General features: G+C 64.3%; 13 protein-coding genes. 6 read left to right on the plus strand and 7 right to left on the minus strand.

The genetic code is table 11. The features are described from left to right. Window positions 1-19 precede the first annotated feature (19 nt). The gene (locus tag ACIP6G_RS14170) at window positions 20-436 is read left to right on the plus strand and encodes an META domain-containing protein (RefSeq protein WP_400290831.1); all 417 of its coding nucleotides are present in this window, start codon (window positions 20-22) and stop codon (window positions 434-436) included. A gap of 22 nt (window positions 437-458) precedes the next feature. Here the strand turns inward: ACIP6G_RS14170 and ACIP6G_RS14175 are convergent, their stop codons facing one another. Both ACIP6G_RS14175 and ACIP6G_RS14180 read right to left on the minus strand, forming a co-directional pair. Next, window positions 459-1,559 carry a fatty acid desaturase family protein gene (locus ACIP6G_RS14175; RefSeq protein WP_400290833.1) on the minus strand — a complete coding sequence of 367 codons (1,101 nt, stop codon included), beginning with the start codon at window positions 1,557-1,559 and terminating at the stop codon, window positions 459-461. A 127-nt stretch (window positions 1,560-1,686) separates the two neighbouring features. Continuing rightward, the gene (locus tag ACIP6G_RS14180; protein WP_400290836.1) at window positions 1,687-3,327 is read right to left on the minus strand and encodes an ABC-F family ATP-binding cassette domain-containing protein; all 1,641 of its coding nucleotides are present in this window, start codon (window positions 3,325-3,327) and stop codon (window positions 1,687-1,689) included. An 83-nt stretch (window positions 3,328-3,410) separates the two neighbouring features. Here ACIP6G_RS14180 and ACIP6G_RS14185 point away from each other — a divergent pair, with 83 nt between their 5' ends. Continuing rightward, window positions 3,411-3,776 carry an ArsR/SmtB family transcription factor gene (locus ACIP6G_RS14185; RefSeq protein WP_400290838.1) on the plus strand — a complete coding sequence of 122 codons (366 nt, stop codon included), beginning with the start codon at window positions 3,411-3,413 and terminating at the stop codon, window positions 3,774-3,776. Window positions 3,777-3,803: 27 nt separating this feature from the next. Next, a complete protein-coding gene (locus ACIP6G_RS14190; protein ID WP_400290840.1) occupies window positions 3,804-5,024 on the plus strand; it encodes an MFS transporter in 1,221 nt (406 codons plus the stop codon). Between the two features lie 179 nt (window positions 5,025-5,203). On the opposite strand, the gene ACIP6G_RS14195 is transcribed toward ACIP6G_RS14190, so the two are convergent. The 5 genes from ACIP6G_RS14195 to ACIP6G_RS14215 form a co-directional block, all read right to left on the minus strand. Further along, window positions 5,204-5,866 carry a phosphoribosyltransferase gene (locus ACIP6G_RS14195; protein WP_400290843.1) on the minus strand — a complete coding sequence of 221 codons (663 nt, stop codon included), beginning with the start codon at window positions 5,864-5,866 and terminating at the stop codon, window positions 5,204-5,206. Window positions 5,867-6,066: 200 nt separating this feature from the next. After that, the gene (locus ACIP6G_RS14200; RefSeq protein WP_400290844.1) at window positions 6,067-6,513 is read right to left on the minus strand and encodes an HD domain-containing protein; all 447 of its coding nucleotides are present in this window, start codon (window positions 6,511-6,513) and stop codon (window positions 6,067-6,069) included. A 201-nt stretch (window positions 6,514-6,714) separates the two neighbouring features. Next, window positions 6,715-8,223: a carboxyl transferase domain-containing protein gene (locus ACIP6G_RS14205; RefSeq protein WP_400290846.1), complete on the minus strand. Its 1,509-nt coding sequence runs from the start codon at window positions 8,221-8,223 to the stop codon at window positions 6,715-6,717. Further along, window positions 8,220-9,449 (minus strand): CaiB/BaiF CoA transferase family protein, encoded by a 1,230-nt coding sequence (locus ACIP6G_RS14210; protein ID WP_400290847.1) that lies wholly within the window; start codon window positions 9,447-9,449, stop codon window positions 8,220-8,222. The genes ACIP6G_RS14205 and ACIP6G_RS14210 overlap by 4 nt, the downstream gene beginning before the upstream one ends. A gap of 44 nt (window positions 9,450-9,493) precedes the next feature. Beyond that, window positions 9,494-10,855, minus strand: coding sequence for an SLC13 family permease (locus tag ACIP6G_RS14215; RefSeq protein ID WP_400290848.1), 1,362 nt, complete (start codon window positions 10,853-10,855; stop codon window positions 9,494-9,496). Window positions 10,856-11,008: 153 nt separating this feature from the next. On the opposite strand from ACIP6G_RS14215, the gene ACIP6G_RS14220 reads away from it, so the two are divergent. From ACIP6G_RS14220 to ACIP6G_RS14230, 3 genes are all read left to right on the plus strand, one after another. Then, window positions 11,009-11,719, plus strand: coding sequence for a FadR/GntR family transcriptional regulator (locus tag ACIP6G_RS14220; RefSeq protein WP_286172292.1), 711 nt, complete (start codon window positions 11,009-11,011; stop codon window positions 11,717-11,719). Between the two features lie 466 nt (window positions 11,720-12,185). After that, window positions 12,186-12,515: a PadR family transcriptional regulator gene (locus ACIP6G_RS14225; protein ID WP_105658025.1), complete on the plus strand. Its 330-nt coding sequence runs from the start codon at window positions 12,186-12,188 to the stop codon at window positions 12,513-12,515. A 1-nt stretch (window position 12,516) separates the two neighbouring features. After that, window positions 12,517-13,512: a permease prefix domain 1-containing protein gene (locus ACIP6G_RS14230; RefSeq protein ID WP_400290851.1), complete on the plus strand. Its 996-nt coding sequence runs from the start codon at window positions 12,517-12,519 to the stop codon at window positions 13,510-13,512. Window positions 13,513-13,639: the final 127 nt, after the last annotated feature.

Consider the following 13,639-nt stretch of genomic DNA (forward strand, 5'->3'; position numbering starts at 1 on the left):
AAGACCTAGGCTGGGGGATATGAAGCGATTCTTCCTGCGCACCGCGGCACTGTCTTTGGCTTTTGGCGTTGCCGCCTGCGGGGCGACCCCGGGCGAGCCGGGCGCCAGCCAGCCAACTGAAAGCGAGGCCAGCGTGATACTCCAGGATCCGGTCGGCTTGTGGGGCAGCAAGGATCAGGGCCAGCCGTGGCTGGAGCTGTCCGAGGACGGCAAGGTCACCGGCAGCGATGGCTGCAACCGCCTCGCCGGTACCTGGAGTGCATCCGAGGACCTGGAATTCGCCGCGCTGGCTTCGACCAAGATGTTCTGCGAAAGCGTGGATGACTGGCTCTCGCGCGCTGCCTCCGCCAAGCTGGAGGACGGCGGAAAGATGCTTGTTCTTGACGCAGACGGGAAAGAGCTAGGATCCCTTGCCTTTGGTGGCAAGGGATCCTAGCTCTTTGCTGCTTCAGCCTGAACTATGCGCTGACGCGGTATCCGGAGATCATCGGGCACTCGAAAGGATCCCGGGCCGATAGTCCGACCTTGTTCAGGTAGGTGATCACCTGCGCGTAGGATTCGCGGACACTGGCCACGGTGTACGGGACCTGGTGCTCGTCGCAGTACTGGCGCACGATGCGCGAGACACCGGCCAGATTGGCGCGCGGCATGGACGGGAACAGGTGGTGCTCCACCTGGTAGTTCAATCCGCCGTAGACGTGGGAGAGCACGCGGTTTCCCCAGCTGGACTTGGCCATGACATTGCGTCCGGTCAGTACCTGGCGGGAGAAGAAGTCGATGCGAGCGTCCTGGGGAACCATCGGCATGCCCTTGTGGTTCGGGGCGAAGGACGCACCCATGTAGACGCCGAAGACTGCCAGCTGCACGCCGAGGAAGGCGAAAGCCATGCCCACCGGCAGGAAGTAGAACACGATCGCCAGGTAGATGGCGATGCGCAGTGCAATGCCGGTCATCTCGCGCTTGCGGTTCTTGACCCGGCCGGCCTTGAACAGGTACTTGATCGAATGCATATGCAGATTCAAGCCCTCAAGGGTGAGCAGCGGGAAGAACAGGTAGCCCTGGCGGTTGGTGATCCACTTGAGCAGGCCGCGCTGGCGCTTGGCGTCCTCGGTCTGGAAGGAGATGGTGTCCCACTCGATGTCCGGATCCTTGCCCACGGTATTGGGGGTGGCGTGGTGCTTGTTGTGCTTGTTCATCCACCACTGGTAGCTGATGCCCACGACGATATTGGCCAGGAACTGGCCCAGCTTGTCATTGCGCTTGTGCGAAGCCAGGATCTGGCGGTGTGCCGCCTCGTGTGCCAGGAACGCGAATTGGGTGAGCAGCAGGCCCAAGGCTGCGGCCATCAGCAACTGGAACCAGCTGTCGCCCAGGAGGATGAAACCGGTAACGGTGCCGGCTAGCAGCACCGTCAGCACGATGCCCAACCCGAGATAGTGCCCGCGGCGGCGTCCGACCAGTCCAGCTTCGGTGACCAGCTTCTTGACGTGGAAGAAGCTCTTGGGATCGCCCGGCTTGACCGTTGGCCCTTGGGGATGGAGTGTTGCAGTGCTGCTCAAGAAAATATCCTTGGGTACTAGGCGTCGACCTCGCAGTCGAAAGAACTGAAAAACTCGGCTCCTATAGTGCCAATCCTACGTTGGATAGCTGTGAACTTGCCAGTGCAATAAGTGCCCAAGTGAGGCCCTAGAAATGGGCCGTTAGTTGACCCTGTGCAACTTCCCATCGGGCGTCTAGTCGCACATTCTCCAGCAAGCGCCGATCATGGGTGACCAGCAGCAGTGCTCCGGTGTACGCTTCCAGGGCTTCCTCGAGTTGTTCGATGGCCGGCACGTCCAGGTGGTTGGTCGGCTCATCGAGCACCAGCAGGTTCACCCCGCGGGCCTGGAGCAGCGCCATGGATGCGCGGGTTCGCTCGCCGGGGGAGAGTGAATCCACCAAGGCCGAGGACTGGTCGGACTTCAACCCGAACTTGGCAAGCAGGGTGCGCACCTCCGCGGCGGAGTACTCGGGCACTTCCAGTTCGAAGGCTTCGCCCAATGGCAGGTCGCCGGGCAGCTGGGTGCGCGCCTGGTCGATTTCTCCGATATTCACCGAGCTGCCCAGTGAAGCCGAGCCGCCGTGCGGGGCCAGCTTGCCCAGCAGCAGGTTCAGCAAGGTCGACTTGCCTGCTCCGTTCGGGCCGGTGATGCCAATCCGGTCCCCGGCGTTGACCTGCACCGAAACCGGTCCGAAAGCGTAGTCCCCGTGGGATACCGAGGCCTCGTTGAGCGTGCACATCACCGAGGACCCGCGTTCAGCCGCGGCGATGGAGAACTGCAGGACCCATTCCTTGCGCGGTTCGGCCACTTCGTCGAGCCGGGCGATGCGCGATTCCATCTGGCGCACCTTGGCGGCCTGCTTTTCCGAGGACTCGGAGTTGGCCCGGCGGCGGATCTTGTCGTTGTCCGGCGCCTTGCGCATGGCGTTGCGCACGCCTTGCGAGGACCATTCGCGCTGGGTGCGGGCGCGGGAGACCAGATCGGCTTTCTGGTTCTCGAACTGCTCATAGGCCTCACGGGCATGGGTGCGGTTGATGGCCCGTTCGGCAAGGTACGAGTCGTAGCCGCCTTCATAGGTGGCTACCTGGTTCTGGGCCAGGTCCAATTCGATGATGCCGGTGGTGCAGCGGGAGAGGAACTCGCGGTCATGCGATACCAGGATCACCGGTGCGCGCAGGGAATTGATGAAATGCTCCAAATGCTCCAGGCCCTCGAGATCGAGATCATTGGTCGGTTCATCGAGCAGCACCGCATCGAAGCGGGAGAGCAGCAGGGCTGCCAGAGCCACGCGGGCTACCTGGCCGCCGGACAGGGCAGTCATCTCGGTTTCTACCGGGAGGGTGAAGCCGAGCTTGGCCAGCACCTCGGGGATGCGGTCTTCCAGATCCATGGCGCCACAGGCCATCCAGTGGTCGAATGCAGCGGTGTAGGCGTCATCCGCACCGGGCTTGCCGCTGCCAAGTTCTTCGGCGGTGGATTCCATGGCGGTGGTGGCGGCGGCGCAACCGGTGCGGCGGGACAAATACGCGGTGATGGTTTCACCTGGAATGCGGTCGTGTTCCTGGGGCATCCAGCCGATGAACGCAGAATCCGGGGCGGTGCTCACCGTTCCGGCCTGCGGGGCCGCGGCCCCGGCAAGCAGCGAGAGCAATGTGGACTTGCCAGCGCCGTTGGCACCCACTACGCCGTAGACATCACCGGGTGCGGCGGTGAAGTTCAGATTCGAGAAGAGGGTTCGGTGGGCGTGGCCGCCAGTCAGGTCCTTGGCCACGAGCGTTGCAGTCATGGCTCCAATTCTAGTTCCAGTCGGACGCGGAATATTTCCGGTGTGCCCTAGGCAATACCGGGCGAGAGCATTAGTCTATTAGCATGCATGCAGATAATAAGATTTATGCTCCGGATCCTTCCTCGGATTTCGTGGAGCTGGCCGCGGAAGTCTTCGGCTTGCTGTCCGATGCCACCCGGATCCGGATTGTGCTGCATCTGCGCCGTGCCGGTGAGCTCTCGGTCAACGCGCTCGCAGAGCTGGTCGAGAAGAGCCCTTCGGGGGTATCCCAGCACCTGGCCCGTTTGCGCATGGCGCGCATGGTGACCACGCGCCAGGACGGAACCAAGGTCCTGTACAGCCTCACCGATGAGCACCCGGTGCGTCTGGTCAGCGAAGCGATCAAGCAGGCGGAGCATTCGGTATCCAACGGACAGCTGCCGTTGCACCACGAAGCCCCGCAAGGCTAGCGGCAAAAGATACGGGAGTCGGCAAAGATGCTCGCAGTACTCAGGGACCAGGCGTACGCCAAGCTCTTCAGCGCCCAGATGATTGCGCTGCTGGGTACCGGCCTGCTTACCGTTGCCCTGGGCCTGCTGGCTTTCGATATTGCCGGCAGCAACGCGGGATTAGTGCTTGGGCTGGCCTTGACTGTGAAGATGGTCGCCTATGTGGCCGTTGCGCCTTTGGCCAATGCCCTGGTTTCCCATATTCCGCGCAAACCCGTGCTCATCGGGTCCAACATCATTCGTGGACTAGTGGCGCTCTGCCTCCCATTCGCCAGCGAAGCGTGGCAGATCTATGTGCTGATTTTCGTACTGCAATCAGCATCGGCGACCTTCACCCCCGCGTTCCAGGCGGTCATTCCCTCGATCCTGCCCGATGAGCGGGATTACACCCGGGCCTTGTCGCTGTCGCGGCTGGCCTATGACATGGAGGCGTTGGCCAGCCCGATGCTGGCGGCCGCGCTGCTGACCGTCACCAGCTACCACAACCTCTTCGCCGGGACCGTGCTCGGCTTTGCCGCGTCTGCTCTGCTTGTTGCCGCGACGCGCTTCCCGGCGATCCCGCCGCCCCAGAAGTCGCTCTTCTTCCATCGCCTCACCGGGGGAACCCGGGCATTCTGGGCGGCACGGGAACTGCGCAGCCTGATGGCGCTGAATCTGGTGGTCGCCGCGATCTCCGCCATGGTCATCGTCAACACAGTGGTGCTGGTGAAGGGGGATCTGGGCCGTTCGCAGGTGGATGTGGCGCTGCTGCTCGGAGCCTACGGTGCAGGTTCGATGGCGGTGGCACTGGGCATGCCGGGGTTGCTGGAGCGATTCGAAGACCGCAGCGTGATGCTCGCCGGCGCCGTGATGATGCCGTTGCTGCTGTTCATCGGTGCCGCTGTGATCGGCTGGGGCGAGGGTTCTGGCCAATGGGCCGGGCTCCTTGGCCTGTGGCTGGCCCTGGGTGCGGCGACCGCAACCATCCTCACGCCCTCGTCGAGGCTGCTGCGCCGCAACAGCACCGAGCAAAACCGCCCCGGTGTTTTTGCCGCGCAATTTTCCTTGTCCCATGCATGCTTCTTGCTGACCTATCCGGTGGCCGGCGCCCTGGGCGCTTCGATCGGCCTGTGGGGTGCGGCTCTGGTCCTGGTCGGCATCGGAGTGGTCGGTACGGTGCTGGCATTTGGCTCGTGGCGCCCGGAAACGGTTTCGGCGCACCAGGGATGAGATCACCGGGGCAGCAGGACCGGCAGGCGCAATTGGAGCCGGGAGCAGGGAATGACGCTGGATTCCTCCTTGCCGGCCCTTGCCCGTGCGGGGCTGGATATGTTCGGTCGTGAAGCTGACCGGTGCCACCGGCTAACCCGGAACTTGGACGCAATGTCCCGGGCTGCGGTCCTGGGACCTCACCGTGCGGAGCGCAGCATTTCCAGGACCTGGTCCTGGCCCACTTGCCCGAAGTCCTCGTAGAAGGCTCCGACGGCAGTGAAATTTTCCGGGGTGAGCAGTTGGCAGAGGCCATTGACCCGGGGTGCCAATTCGCCAGCCGTTCCAGGCGAAGCCACCGGAACTGCCAGCGTGATGGAGGCGGGATCCAGGTCCTGGATAAGATCCAGCGCGGCCTTCATCGTGGCGCCCGTGGCCATTCCGTCATCGCAGAGCAGCAGGTCGCGCCCAGCCAGATCGGGGCAGTAGTCCTTGAAGGTGCCGGCCAGGGCCCGCAGGTCGGCACCGGTGCCGCGTTCGACGGATTCGAGTTCGTCCTTGCCGAAATACTGCAGAGCCCGGCGGTAGATCGCCTCGTTGATGTGGCGAGCGCTGCTAATCCCGTACCGGGCAATGGCGCCGAATGCCAGTTCGGGATTGCGCGGCACCCCGAGCTTGCGCACTGCCACCGCGCCCAGGGTGGCCCCGAGGGCCCTGGCCACTTCATGAGCGATGGGCACTCCGCCGCGCAGCAAACCCAGCACGGTGTATTCGCCGGCGGGCAGCAGGGTGGACAGCTTCATGCCCAGCGCGGCGCCGGCATGGCTGCGGTTTTCGAACACTGTGCTTCTGCCTGTTGCCATAGTTCAAGTCTTGCCCAATGGCGCCCGATTGCAAGGGGACTGCGGGAAATATCCAGCATTCCGAGTTCTGCGCGGTGATCAGGTGCCGCCACCGGATGCCGGCGAAGAAGTGCTGGCCGTGCGTGGCGGGGATCTTGAATGTTTGTGGCCAGGAACTATTTCCGGGCAGACCCGGGTTGGACCCAGGATTCCGGGCGCTGCTAGAGACCCAGGAGGGACCGGGTGCGCTGGTATTTCTCGGCCAGCCGCTGCCGGGTAGCCTGATCCAGCTGGCTTGTGCGTTCCGGGTCGGTGTTATCGGCCAGGTCCGCTTCCTTGACCAGCAAGGCCAGCGCATTGCCGCGTACCCCGGCGCAATATTCTTCCAGGCTCTGCCCGGGCCGCTTGCTCAGCAGTTCCACCGCCACGATGACCGTGTCGGGAATGCCAGCGGCACGCAGGTCCGCCGCGCTCACGTCGCAATCCTCGATCACATCATGCAACCAGGCGGCCGCGATGGCTTCTGGCGAACCGCCGAGGTCGCGGGCGTGCCCGGCCACTCGTGCCGGATGCCCGATATACGCGGCGCCGAGCTTGTCGACCTGTCCTTCGTGGGCGCCGGACGCGATGTCCTTGGCCGTATCGATCATCGATTTGTGCTCGCGCATAGTCCGCCTCGCTGGGTAGTTCCTGTCGAGTCCCACTCTACGCAGGGCGGCCGGCATTTGGGCAGGAAGCCTGATCCTTGAACTTCCACGTGCCTGCAGAGTGCAGCCGGCCGGCCCGGCGAGACGGCAGTGGCGGTGGCAGGCATGCCAATGGCCGGTCTAGCAGCCGTTGCCGGACCGGCCCGGTGTCCCGGTGCGGAACTAGCTGGAGGTTCGTCCCAAGTTCTGGAACTTTTTCTGCCGGCGCTCCAACCGATCTGCCTCGGGAATGGCAAGGGCCAAGGAGATCTCCGCAGCAATAGCCGTTCCGAGTTCCTGGCAGAACTCGCGCGGCCGGGTGGCAGCGTCATCGAACTCGTCCACCACGTGGTCCACCAGGCCAAAGGCGCACAGCGAAGCAACGCCGATCTTCTGCTGGCGGGCCATATCCGGGGCATGGCTGGTACTGCGGTGCATGATGGCGCTGGCGCCCTCGGGCGGCAACGGCGAGAGCCAGGAATTGCGGGCTGCGATGGTCCGGTCCGCCGGCAGCAGCGCCAGTGCGGCGCCGCCGGTACCTTGGCCGAGGAGCACCGACACCGAGGGGGACCGCAAGCCGATCAATTCGCTGAGCGAACGGGCAATCTCTCCGGCCAACCCGCCTTCCTCTGCCTGCACCGAGAGCTCGGCGCCGGTGGTGTCGATGATGGTGACCAACGGCAGGCCGAGTTCCTGGGCCAGTTGCATCCCGCGGCGGGCCTCGCGCAGCGAGGCGGGCCCGAGGCTGGCCGTGTCCGGGTGCCGCGGCCGCTGCTGGCCGAGCACCACGCAGCGCTGTCCTGCGAACCGCGCCAACGCCAGTATCAGCCCGGGGTCTTTCTCTCCCTGTCCGGTTCCGTTCAAGGGCAGCGCGTCGTCAGCTGAGGCCAGCAGCATCCGGGTGTCCGGTCGGCGCGGGTTCCGGCTGGCTTGCACAGAGCGCCAGGCGTCCTCGTCCGCACTGCACGAGATGCTGCCCACCGGTGCCGGGAAAGCGCCGGAATCTCGGACCGGCTGCAGGATCTGCAGTGCCCGGTCCACTAGCTGCGGAAGGTCCTGCGGCGGGACAACCGCGTCGATCAAGCCCTTGCGGAACAGGTTCTCCGAGACCTGGACGCCCTCCGGGAAGTCCTGTCCGTAGAGCGCCTGGTAGACCCGTGGACCCAGGAAACCCAGCAGCGCCCCTGGCTCGGCAACGGTGATGTGCCCCAAAGAGCCCCAGGAGGCCATGACACCGCCGGTGGTGGGATGGCGCAGGTAGACCAGATAGGGAAGTCCTGCCGCCTTGTGCCGGCGGACCGCATCGGTGATGGCGACCATCCCCAGAAAGGCCAAGGTGCCTTCCTGCATGCGGGTGCCCCCGGAAGCGGGCCCTGCCAGCAGCGGCAGTCCGGCCGCCGTTGCGCGCTCGATGGCCGCGACAATGCGCTTCACGGCAGCCTGCCCGATGGAACCGGCCAGGAAGTTGAATTCCGAGACGATCACCGCCACTTCGCGGCCCTGGATCAGCCCCTTGCCCGTGAGCACCGATTCATCGGTGCCGCTTTTTGCGCGGGCGGCATCGAGGTCGGCCGCATAGGATTCGCTGAGCTCGGGCTGCTGCGGCTGGCTGTCCCAGGACTCGAAGGAGTCTTCATCCAAGACGATGGACAGTAGCGCCGACGCGTCAATCCGTTGGGTTCTGGTGCTCATGACTGGTCTTCCTTCTGCTCTTCGAGCCAGCGGTCCACGTCCGCTGCATCAGCATTGAGCAGGGGCGGAGCGGTATGCGCCTTGCGGGTGGTCTCCTTGCTGGTGGCGGCATCGAAGAAACGCAGGGGAGGGCCGGGCAGGCTGACCCTGCCCAGCACTTCGTGCTCCACCTCCACGATGAGTCCTTGGGAGTGGACCTGGTCCCAGTCATAGACCTCCTCGATGGAGCGCACCTTTCCCGCTGGAATGCCGGCTGCGTCAAGGGAGTTGAGCAGCTGCGCCGCATCGTATGCGCTAAAAGCCCGTTCGATCAGCTCATTGAGCGCCGCGCGGTTCTCCACGCGCTGGGAGTTGCTGGCAAAGCGGGGATCCCCGGCGGGCAAGCCGAACCGGGAGGCGAAGGCCTGCCAGAGCTTTTCGCTGCCGATGCTGATCTGCACTTTCCCATCGGCACAGGAATACAGGCCGTAGGGTGCAATGGAGGGATGGTGGTTGCCGATGGCTTGGGGATTCTCCCCGGCGACGGTCTGCCGGGTGCCCTGGAAGGCATGGACCCCGATGATCGAGGCCAGCAGGGAGGTGCGGACCACTTGGCCGCGACCGGTCCTTTCGCGTTCCAGCAGCGCTGCCAGCGCCCCGTACGCTCCATACATCCCCGAGAGCAGATCCGCGATGGGCACCCCGACCTTCTGCGGATCCTCCGGGCCGGAGCCGGTGATGGACATCAGCCCGGCCTCGCCCTGCAGGATCTGGTCGTAGCCGCTGCGGTGGGATTCGGGGCCGTCGTGCCCGAAGCCGGTAATGGACAGGATCACCAGCCGCGGATTCAATTCATGGAGTACCTCGACGCTGAAGCCGAGCCGGTCCAGCACGCCGGTGCGGAAGTTCTCCATGAGCACATCCGAGTTCCTGACCAGCTCGGCCAGCTTGGCTTGGTGCGCGGAATCCTTCAGGTTCAGCGCAACAGACTGCTTGTTGCGATTGCATGACAGGAAGTAGGTGGCCTGCCGGTTGTCTTCCGGCCCGACGAAGGGTGGGCCCCAGCCGCGGGTGTCGTCCCCGGTGCCCATCGCTTCGATCTTGATGACCTTGGCACCCAGGTCGCCCATCATCATTCCGGCATGAGGCCCGGCCAGTGCACGGGTCAGGTCAAGGACCACGTAGCCGCTCAGGGGGCCGGTGCCGGTGGCCAGGGTTTCTTCGGGTTGGACTGTAATCGAGCTCAAGAGATACCTCCTAGGAGTGGAAAGATTGGCGGTTCCGCTGGTGCCTACAGCCAGCCGGGCAAGACCAGCAGCGCCCAGGCCAGGACGGGGCCGGCCAGGACGATGATGCCGCCGTAGCCCAGGACCTGCTTGTAGAAGCGGTCCTTGTCGGTGCCTTCCGGGGCATTGGCAAGGACCAGGGCGCCGTTGGTGGAGAAGGGCGAGACATCCACGATGGTCGAGGCGATGGCCAGCGCGCAGATCAATCCGGTAGCGCTGATCGAGCCCGAGTCCAGGAACGGGATCGCCAGCGGGATGAGCGCGGCCAGGATGGCAGTGGATGATGCGAAAGCCGAGACAACAGCGCCGATGTAGCAGATGAGCAAGCCCGCAAGCAGCGGTGCTCCCAGGGTCGCCACGGCGTTCGAAGCGTATTCGATGGTGCCGGCTTCCTCCAGGACTCCGACGAAAGTGAGCATGCCGCAGATGAGCAGGACCGTGGACCAGCTGATCTTGTTGACCGCCCCCTTCTGGGCAGCGGGGTTGACCAAGGCCAGGACGACCGCGATGGTGATCGAAACGAAGCCGACGTCGACCTTGAAGCCCAATGCGATCACTGCCAGGGCGACCAGGCCGAGGATGGTCATTGCCTGGCCGAAGCGCTGGCCCGGGGCATGCGGCGCGGCGCCGTCGCCGGCAGGATCGCGGGGACCGTAGGTTCCCGAGCCGCTGCCCTTGAAATCGACATCGGCTGCCTGCGAGCCCACGGAGACCGACAGGCGGGCCTCGGCAACGCGTTCGGCGATAGCGCTGGCCCGCTGGCCAGCCAGTTTGCGCCCGCCCAGGACCAGGAACAGCACGATGGCGATCACCAGGTTGAAGGCGAAGCTGGTGAGGAACAGGGCGGTGGGACTGAAGGCGAACCCGGCTTCCTGGATCAGCCCATTGACGATCACGCCGTAGACGGCGATCGGGGAGAAGCCGCCGGCCTGCGCGCCGTGCACGATGAGCATGCCCATCATGAGCGGGTTGATCTCGTATTTCTGCGCGAAGCGCAGGCCGATCGGGGCGATGATCGCCACCGCTGCCGGGCCCAGGGCGCCGATGGCGGTAATGGCTGCGGTGATGGCGAACATGACCCAGGGGATCAGCGAGATCCGGTTGTCGACAAGTTTCACCGCCCGGTCAACCAGGATGTCGATGGTGCCATTGTTCTGGGCTATGGCGAAGAGGTAGGTGACCCCGACCAGGGTCAAGAACAGTCCTCCGGGGAAACTGGCGAGAATGTCCTTGGCATCCATGCCGAGGAATATCGTGCCGAGCAGGAAGGCGCCAACGAAGGCCAGGGCTCCCATGTTGATCGGGAACATCGTGGCAATTATGAACATCACCGCCAAGACGATGATGGAGACGAGTGCGACAGACATGGGAAATCCTTTTCGGGAGGCTTTGCACTGAATGGTTTTGCTGTGACGGGTGTCACTGGCTCACTGGCCTAGCCTCCTAGACTCTCGGTGTCTTGTCAAGGTACTTTTCGGTGTAAGTTTGAGGAAGAACACATTTTCAGGTGGGGAGTGGTTGTGGCTGAAGCCAAGAAGGCCAGGGCGTTCGCGAAGGTGCAGCGCCCTCGGCTCTATGAGCAGTTGATGCAGCAGATCCTGGCTTTTGTCGAAGCAGAGCAGTTGGGGCCCGGTGACCATTTGCCGGCCGAGCGCGAGCTGGCAGAGCAGCTCGGCGTCTCGCGAGCGACCCTGGCCCAGGCCCTGGTGGCGTTGGAAGTACTCGGGGTCATCGACGTGCAGCATGGAACCGGCGCGGTGCTCGTGCACCGTCCGAGCGTCGCCACGGTGCTGCGCGAACTGCGCGAGCACAAGAACCGGTTGCCGGATATCGTCGAGGCGCGCAGTACCTTGGAGGTCAAGCTGGCCGCGCTGGCTGCCGCACGCCGCACCGAGGCTGACCTGCGCAAAATCGATCACGCGCTGGAGGTGATGGCCGCGGAAATTGGCGAGGGCGGCCGTGGCGAGCGCGGTGATGAGCTTTTCCACGAGGCAATTACCGCTGCAGCCAAATCAGCGGTTTTGCAAAAACTCATGACGTTTATCGCTGAGATGGTTCTCGAAACCCGCATCGAATCGTTGGGGCAGCCAGGACGCCCGGAGCGTTCGCTGGAGTCGCACCTGAAAATCGCCGATGCGATTCGCCGCGGCGATGCCACGGGTGCCGCCGCCGCGATGGGCGAGCATATAGAAATGGTCTCCGACGTGGCCCTGCTCAGGGACGGCAGGTAGCCGCAAAGCCGGTCAGCCAATTGCTGCCGGGCGAGGCTGGCCCTTTTTCGCCGGAGCCGTTTTCTTCGATGTCCGGGCGGCTCGAGGTGCTGCCGGCCGCTGGCTTTTGCTATTCTCCCGCGCGCAGTGCGCGGAAGGCCGCCGTGGCTGGAGCTTGGCCTGTTGCGGCGAATTCGCAGTTATCAAAAGGCGATGGGCGATGGGCCGGGATGGAAAAGCGCGGCCACTGCCGACTATGGACCACGCTGCGCTGGAATTCAACGGATCTTGGCACTCCAGTCCAGCCGCCAGTCCTGCCGCTACGCGATACGTTGCCTGCTGGTTCGCTTGTTCCGGCTCGATGCGCCCCGCTCACTTCCGGCTGTGGCGCCCAGTTCTGCAACGAATAGCATTGAACACCTGTTCTCATCTTGTGACAGTAATGTGTGATTGACGATAGTGTGTGGCGCACGGTAATGTGAGCGGCATGGAAGAGTTCGACACCCAACTGCAAGAGCTGCGACGCGGCACCGTTGTGCTCGCTTGCCTGCAGCTGCTGCGCAGTGCAGGATACGGCTACAGCCTGCTGGAGCAGCTCGACGACCACGGTTTCTCCACCGATGCCAACACCTTGTATCCGCTGCTGCGGCGTCTGGAGAAGCAGGGTTACCTAACCAGCGAGTGGAACACCGAGGAGGCCAGGCCACGCAAGTTCTACCGAACCTCGCCTGACGGTATCCGTCTTGCCGACACGTTGACCACGGAATGGCGATCACTGGCAACGGCGATCGCCTCGCTCACCGAAGAGGAGCACTGACATGACTGCCACATTGACCGAACGCTACATCTCGGCCACGATCCGCAGCCTCGAGCCCGGCATGCGGAACGACATCCGCGCCGAGCTCGAAGCCTCCATTGCCGACGCCATCGAGGCGCGCGTAGCCCAAGGCGAAGCCGCGCAGGAGGCAGAACGCCGCGTCCTGGCCGAACTCGGCGACCCCGGCATCCTCGCCGCCGGCTACGCAGACCGGCCGCTGCACCTGATCGGGCCGAAGTACTACCTGGCTTGGTGGCGCCTGCTGAAACTGCTGCTGTGGATTGTGCCGCTCTGCGTGGCAGGGGCAATGGCGCTGGGTTTGCTGGTCTCTGGACAGGACGTGGGCGAAAGCATCGTCCAGTCGCTTTCCGTCGGGCTGCAGGTCATCGTGCACGTGGCCTTCTGGACCACGCTCGTGTTCGTCGTGCTCGAGCGCACTGGCGCGGACACTGGCGTGAAGTGGGATGTCGACCATCTGCCGGAAATTCCCGAGGATGGCGCGGGCCGCAGCGAGTTGATCGCGTCGCTGGTATTCCTGGGCATCGCCGCCGGCGCGGTGGTGTGGGATCTGGTCCGAGGATTCTTCCCCACAGGCGGTGAACCGATCCCGATCCTCAACCCGGGGCTGTGGCCGTGGTGGATCGGCGTCCTGTTCGCACTGATCATCCTCGAGGCCGTCTTCGCCGTCGCGCTGTTCCGCCTGCGTCGTTGGACAACTGCCATGGCGGTGCTGAACACCGTGCTCGCCTTGGCCTTCGCGGCCTGGGCGCTGATCCTGCTGTTGCGCGGCGAGCTCGTCAACCCGGAATTCCTCTCGTTCGTTGCGGTTGCCGGAGGCGACGGGTTCGCCGCCGGAAACGCACAGGCCGCTGGCAATGGCGGCATCTTCCGCATTCTCGCCGTGCTGCTCGGGTGCGGAATCGCGGCCGGCATTGGCTGGGATATCGTTGACGGCTGGCGCAAGGCCGTGCGGGAACGGGGCACAGCCCGGGGCTGAACGCGCTGAAGGGCAGGTGGCAACCTGATCAGGGTCTCGCCGATGGACTAGGAATTAGCGCGGCCAGCAAAAGCAGAATCCCAGGGCATCGGCGAAAAAATTCGCTGATGCCCCGGGATTCTTGTGT

The sequence above is a fragment of the Glutamicibacter sp. NPDC088483 genome (genome assembly GCF_044753145.1).
Lineage (GTDB): Bacteria > Actinomycetota > Actinomycetes > Actinomycetales > Micrococcaceae > Glutamicibacter.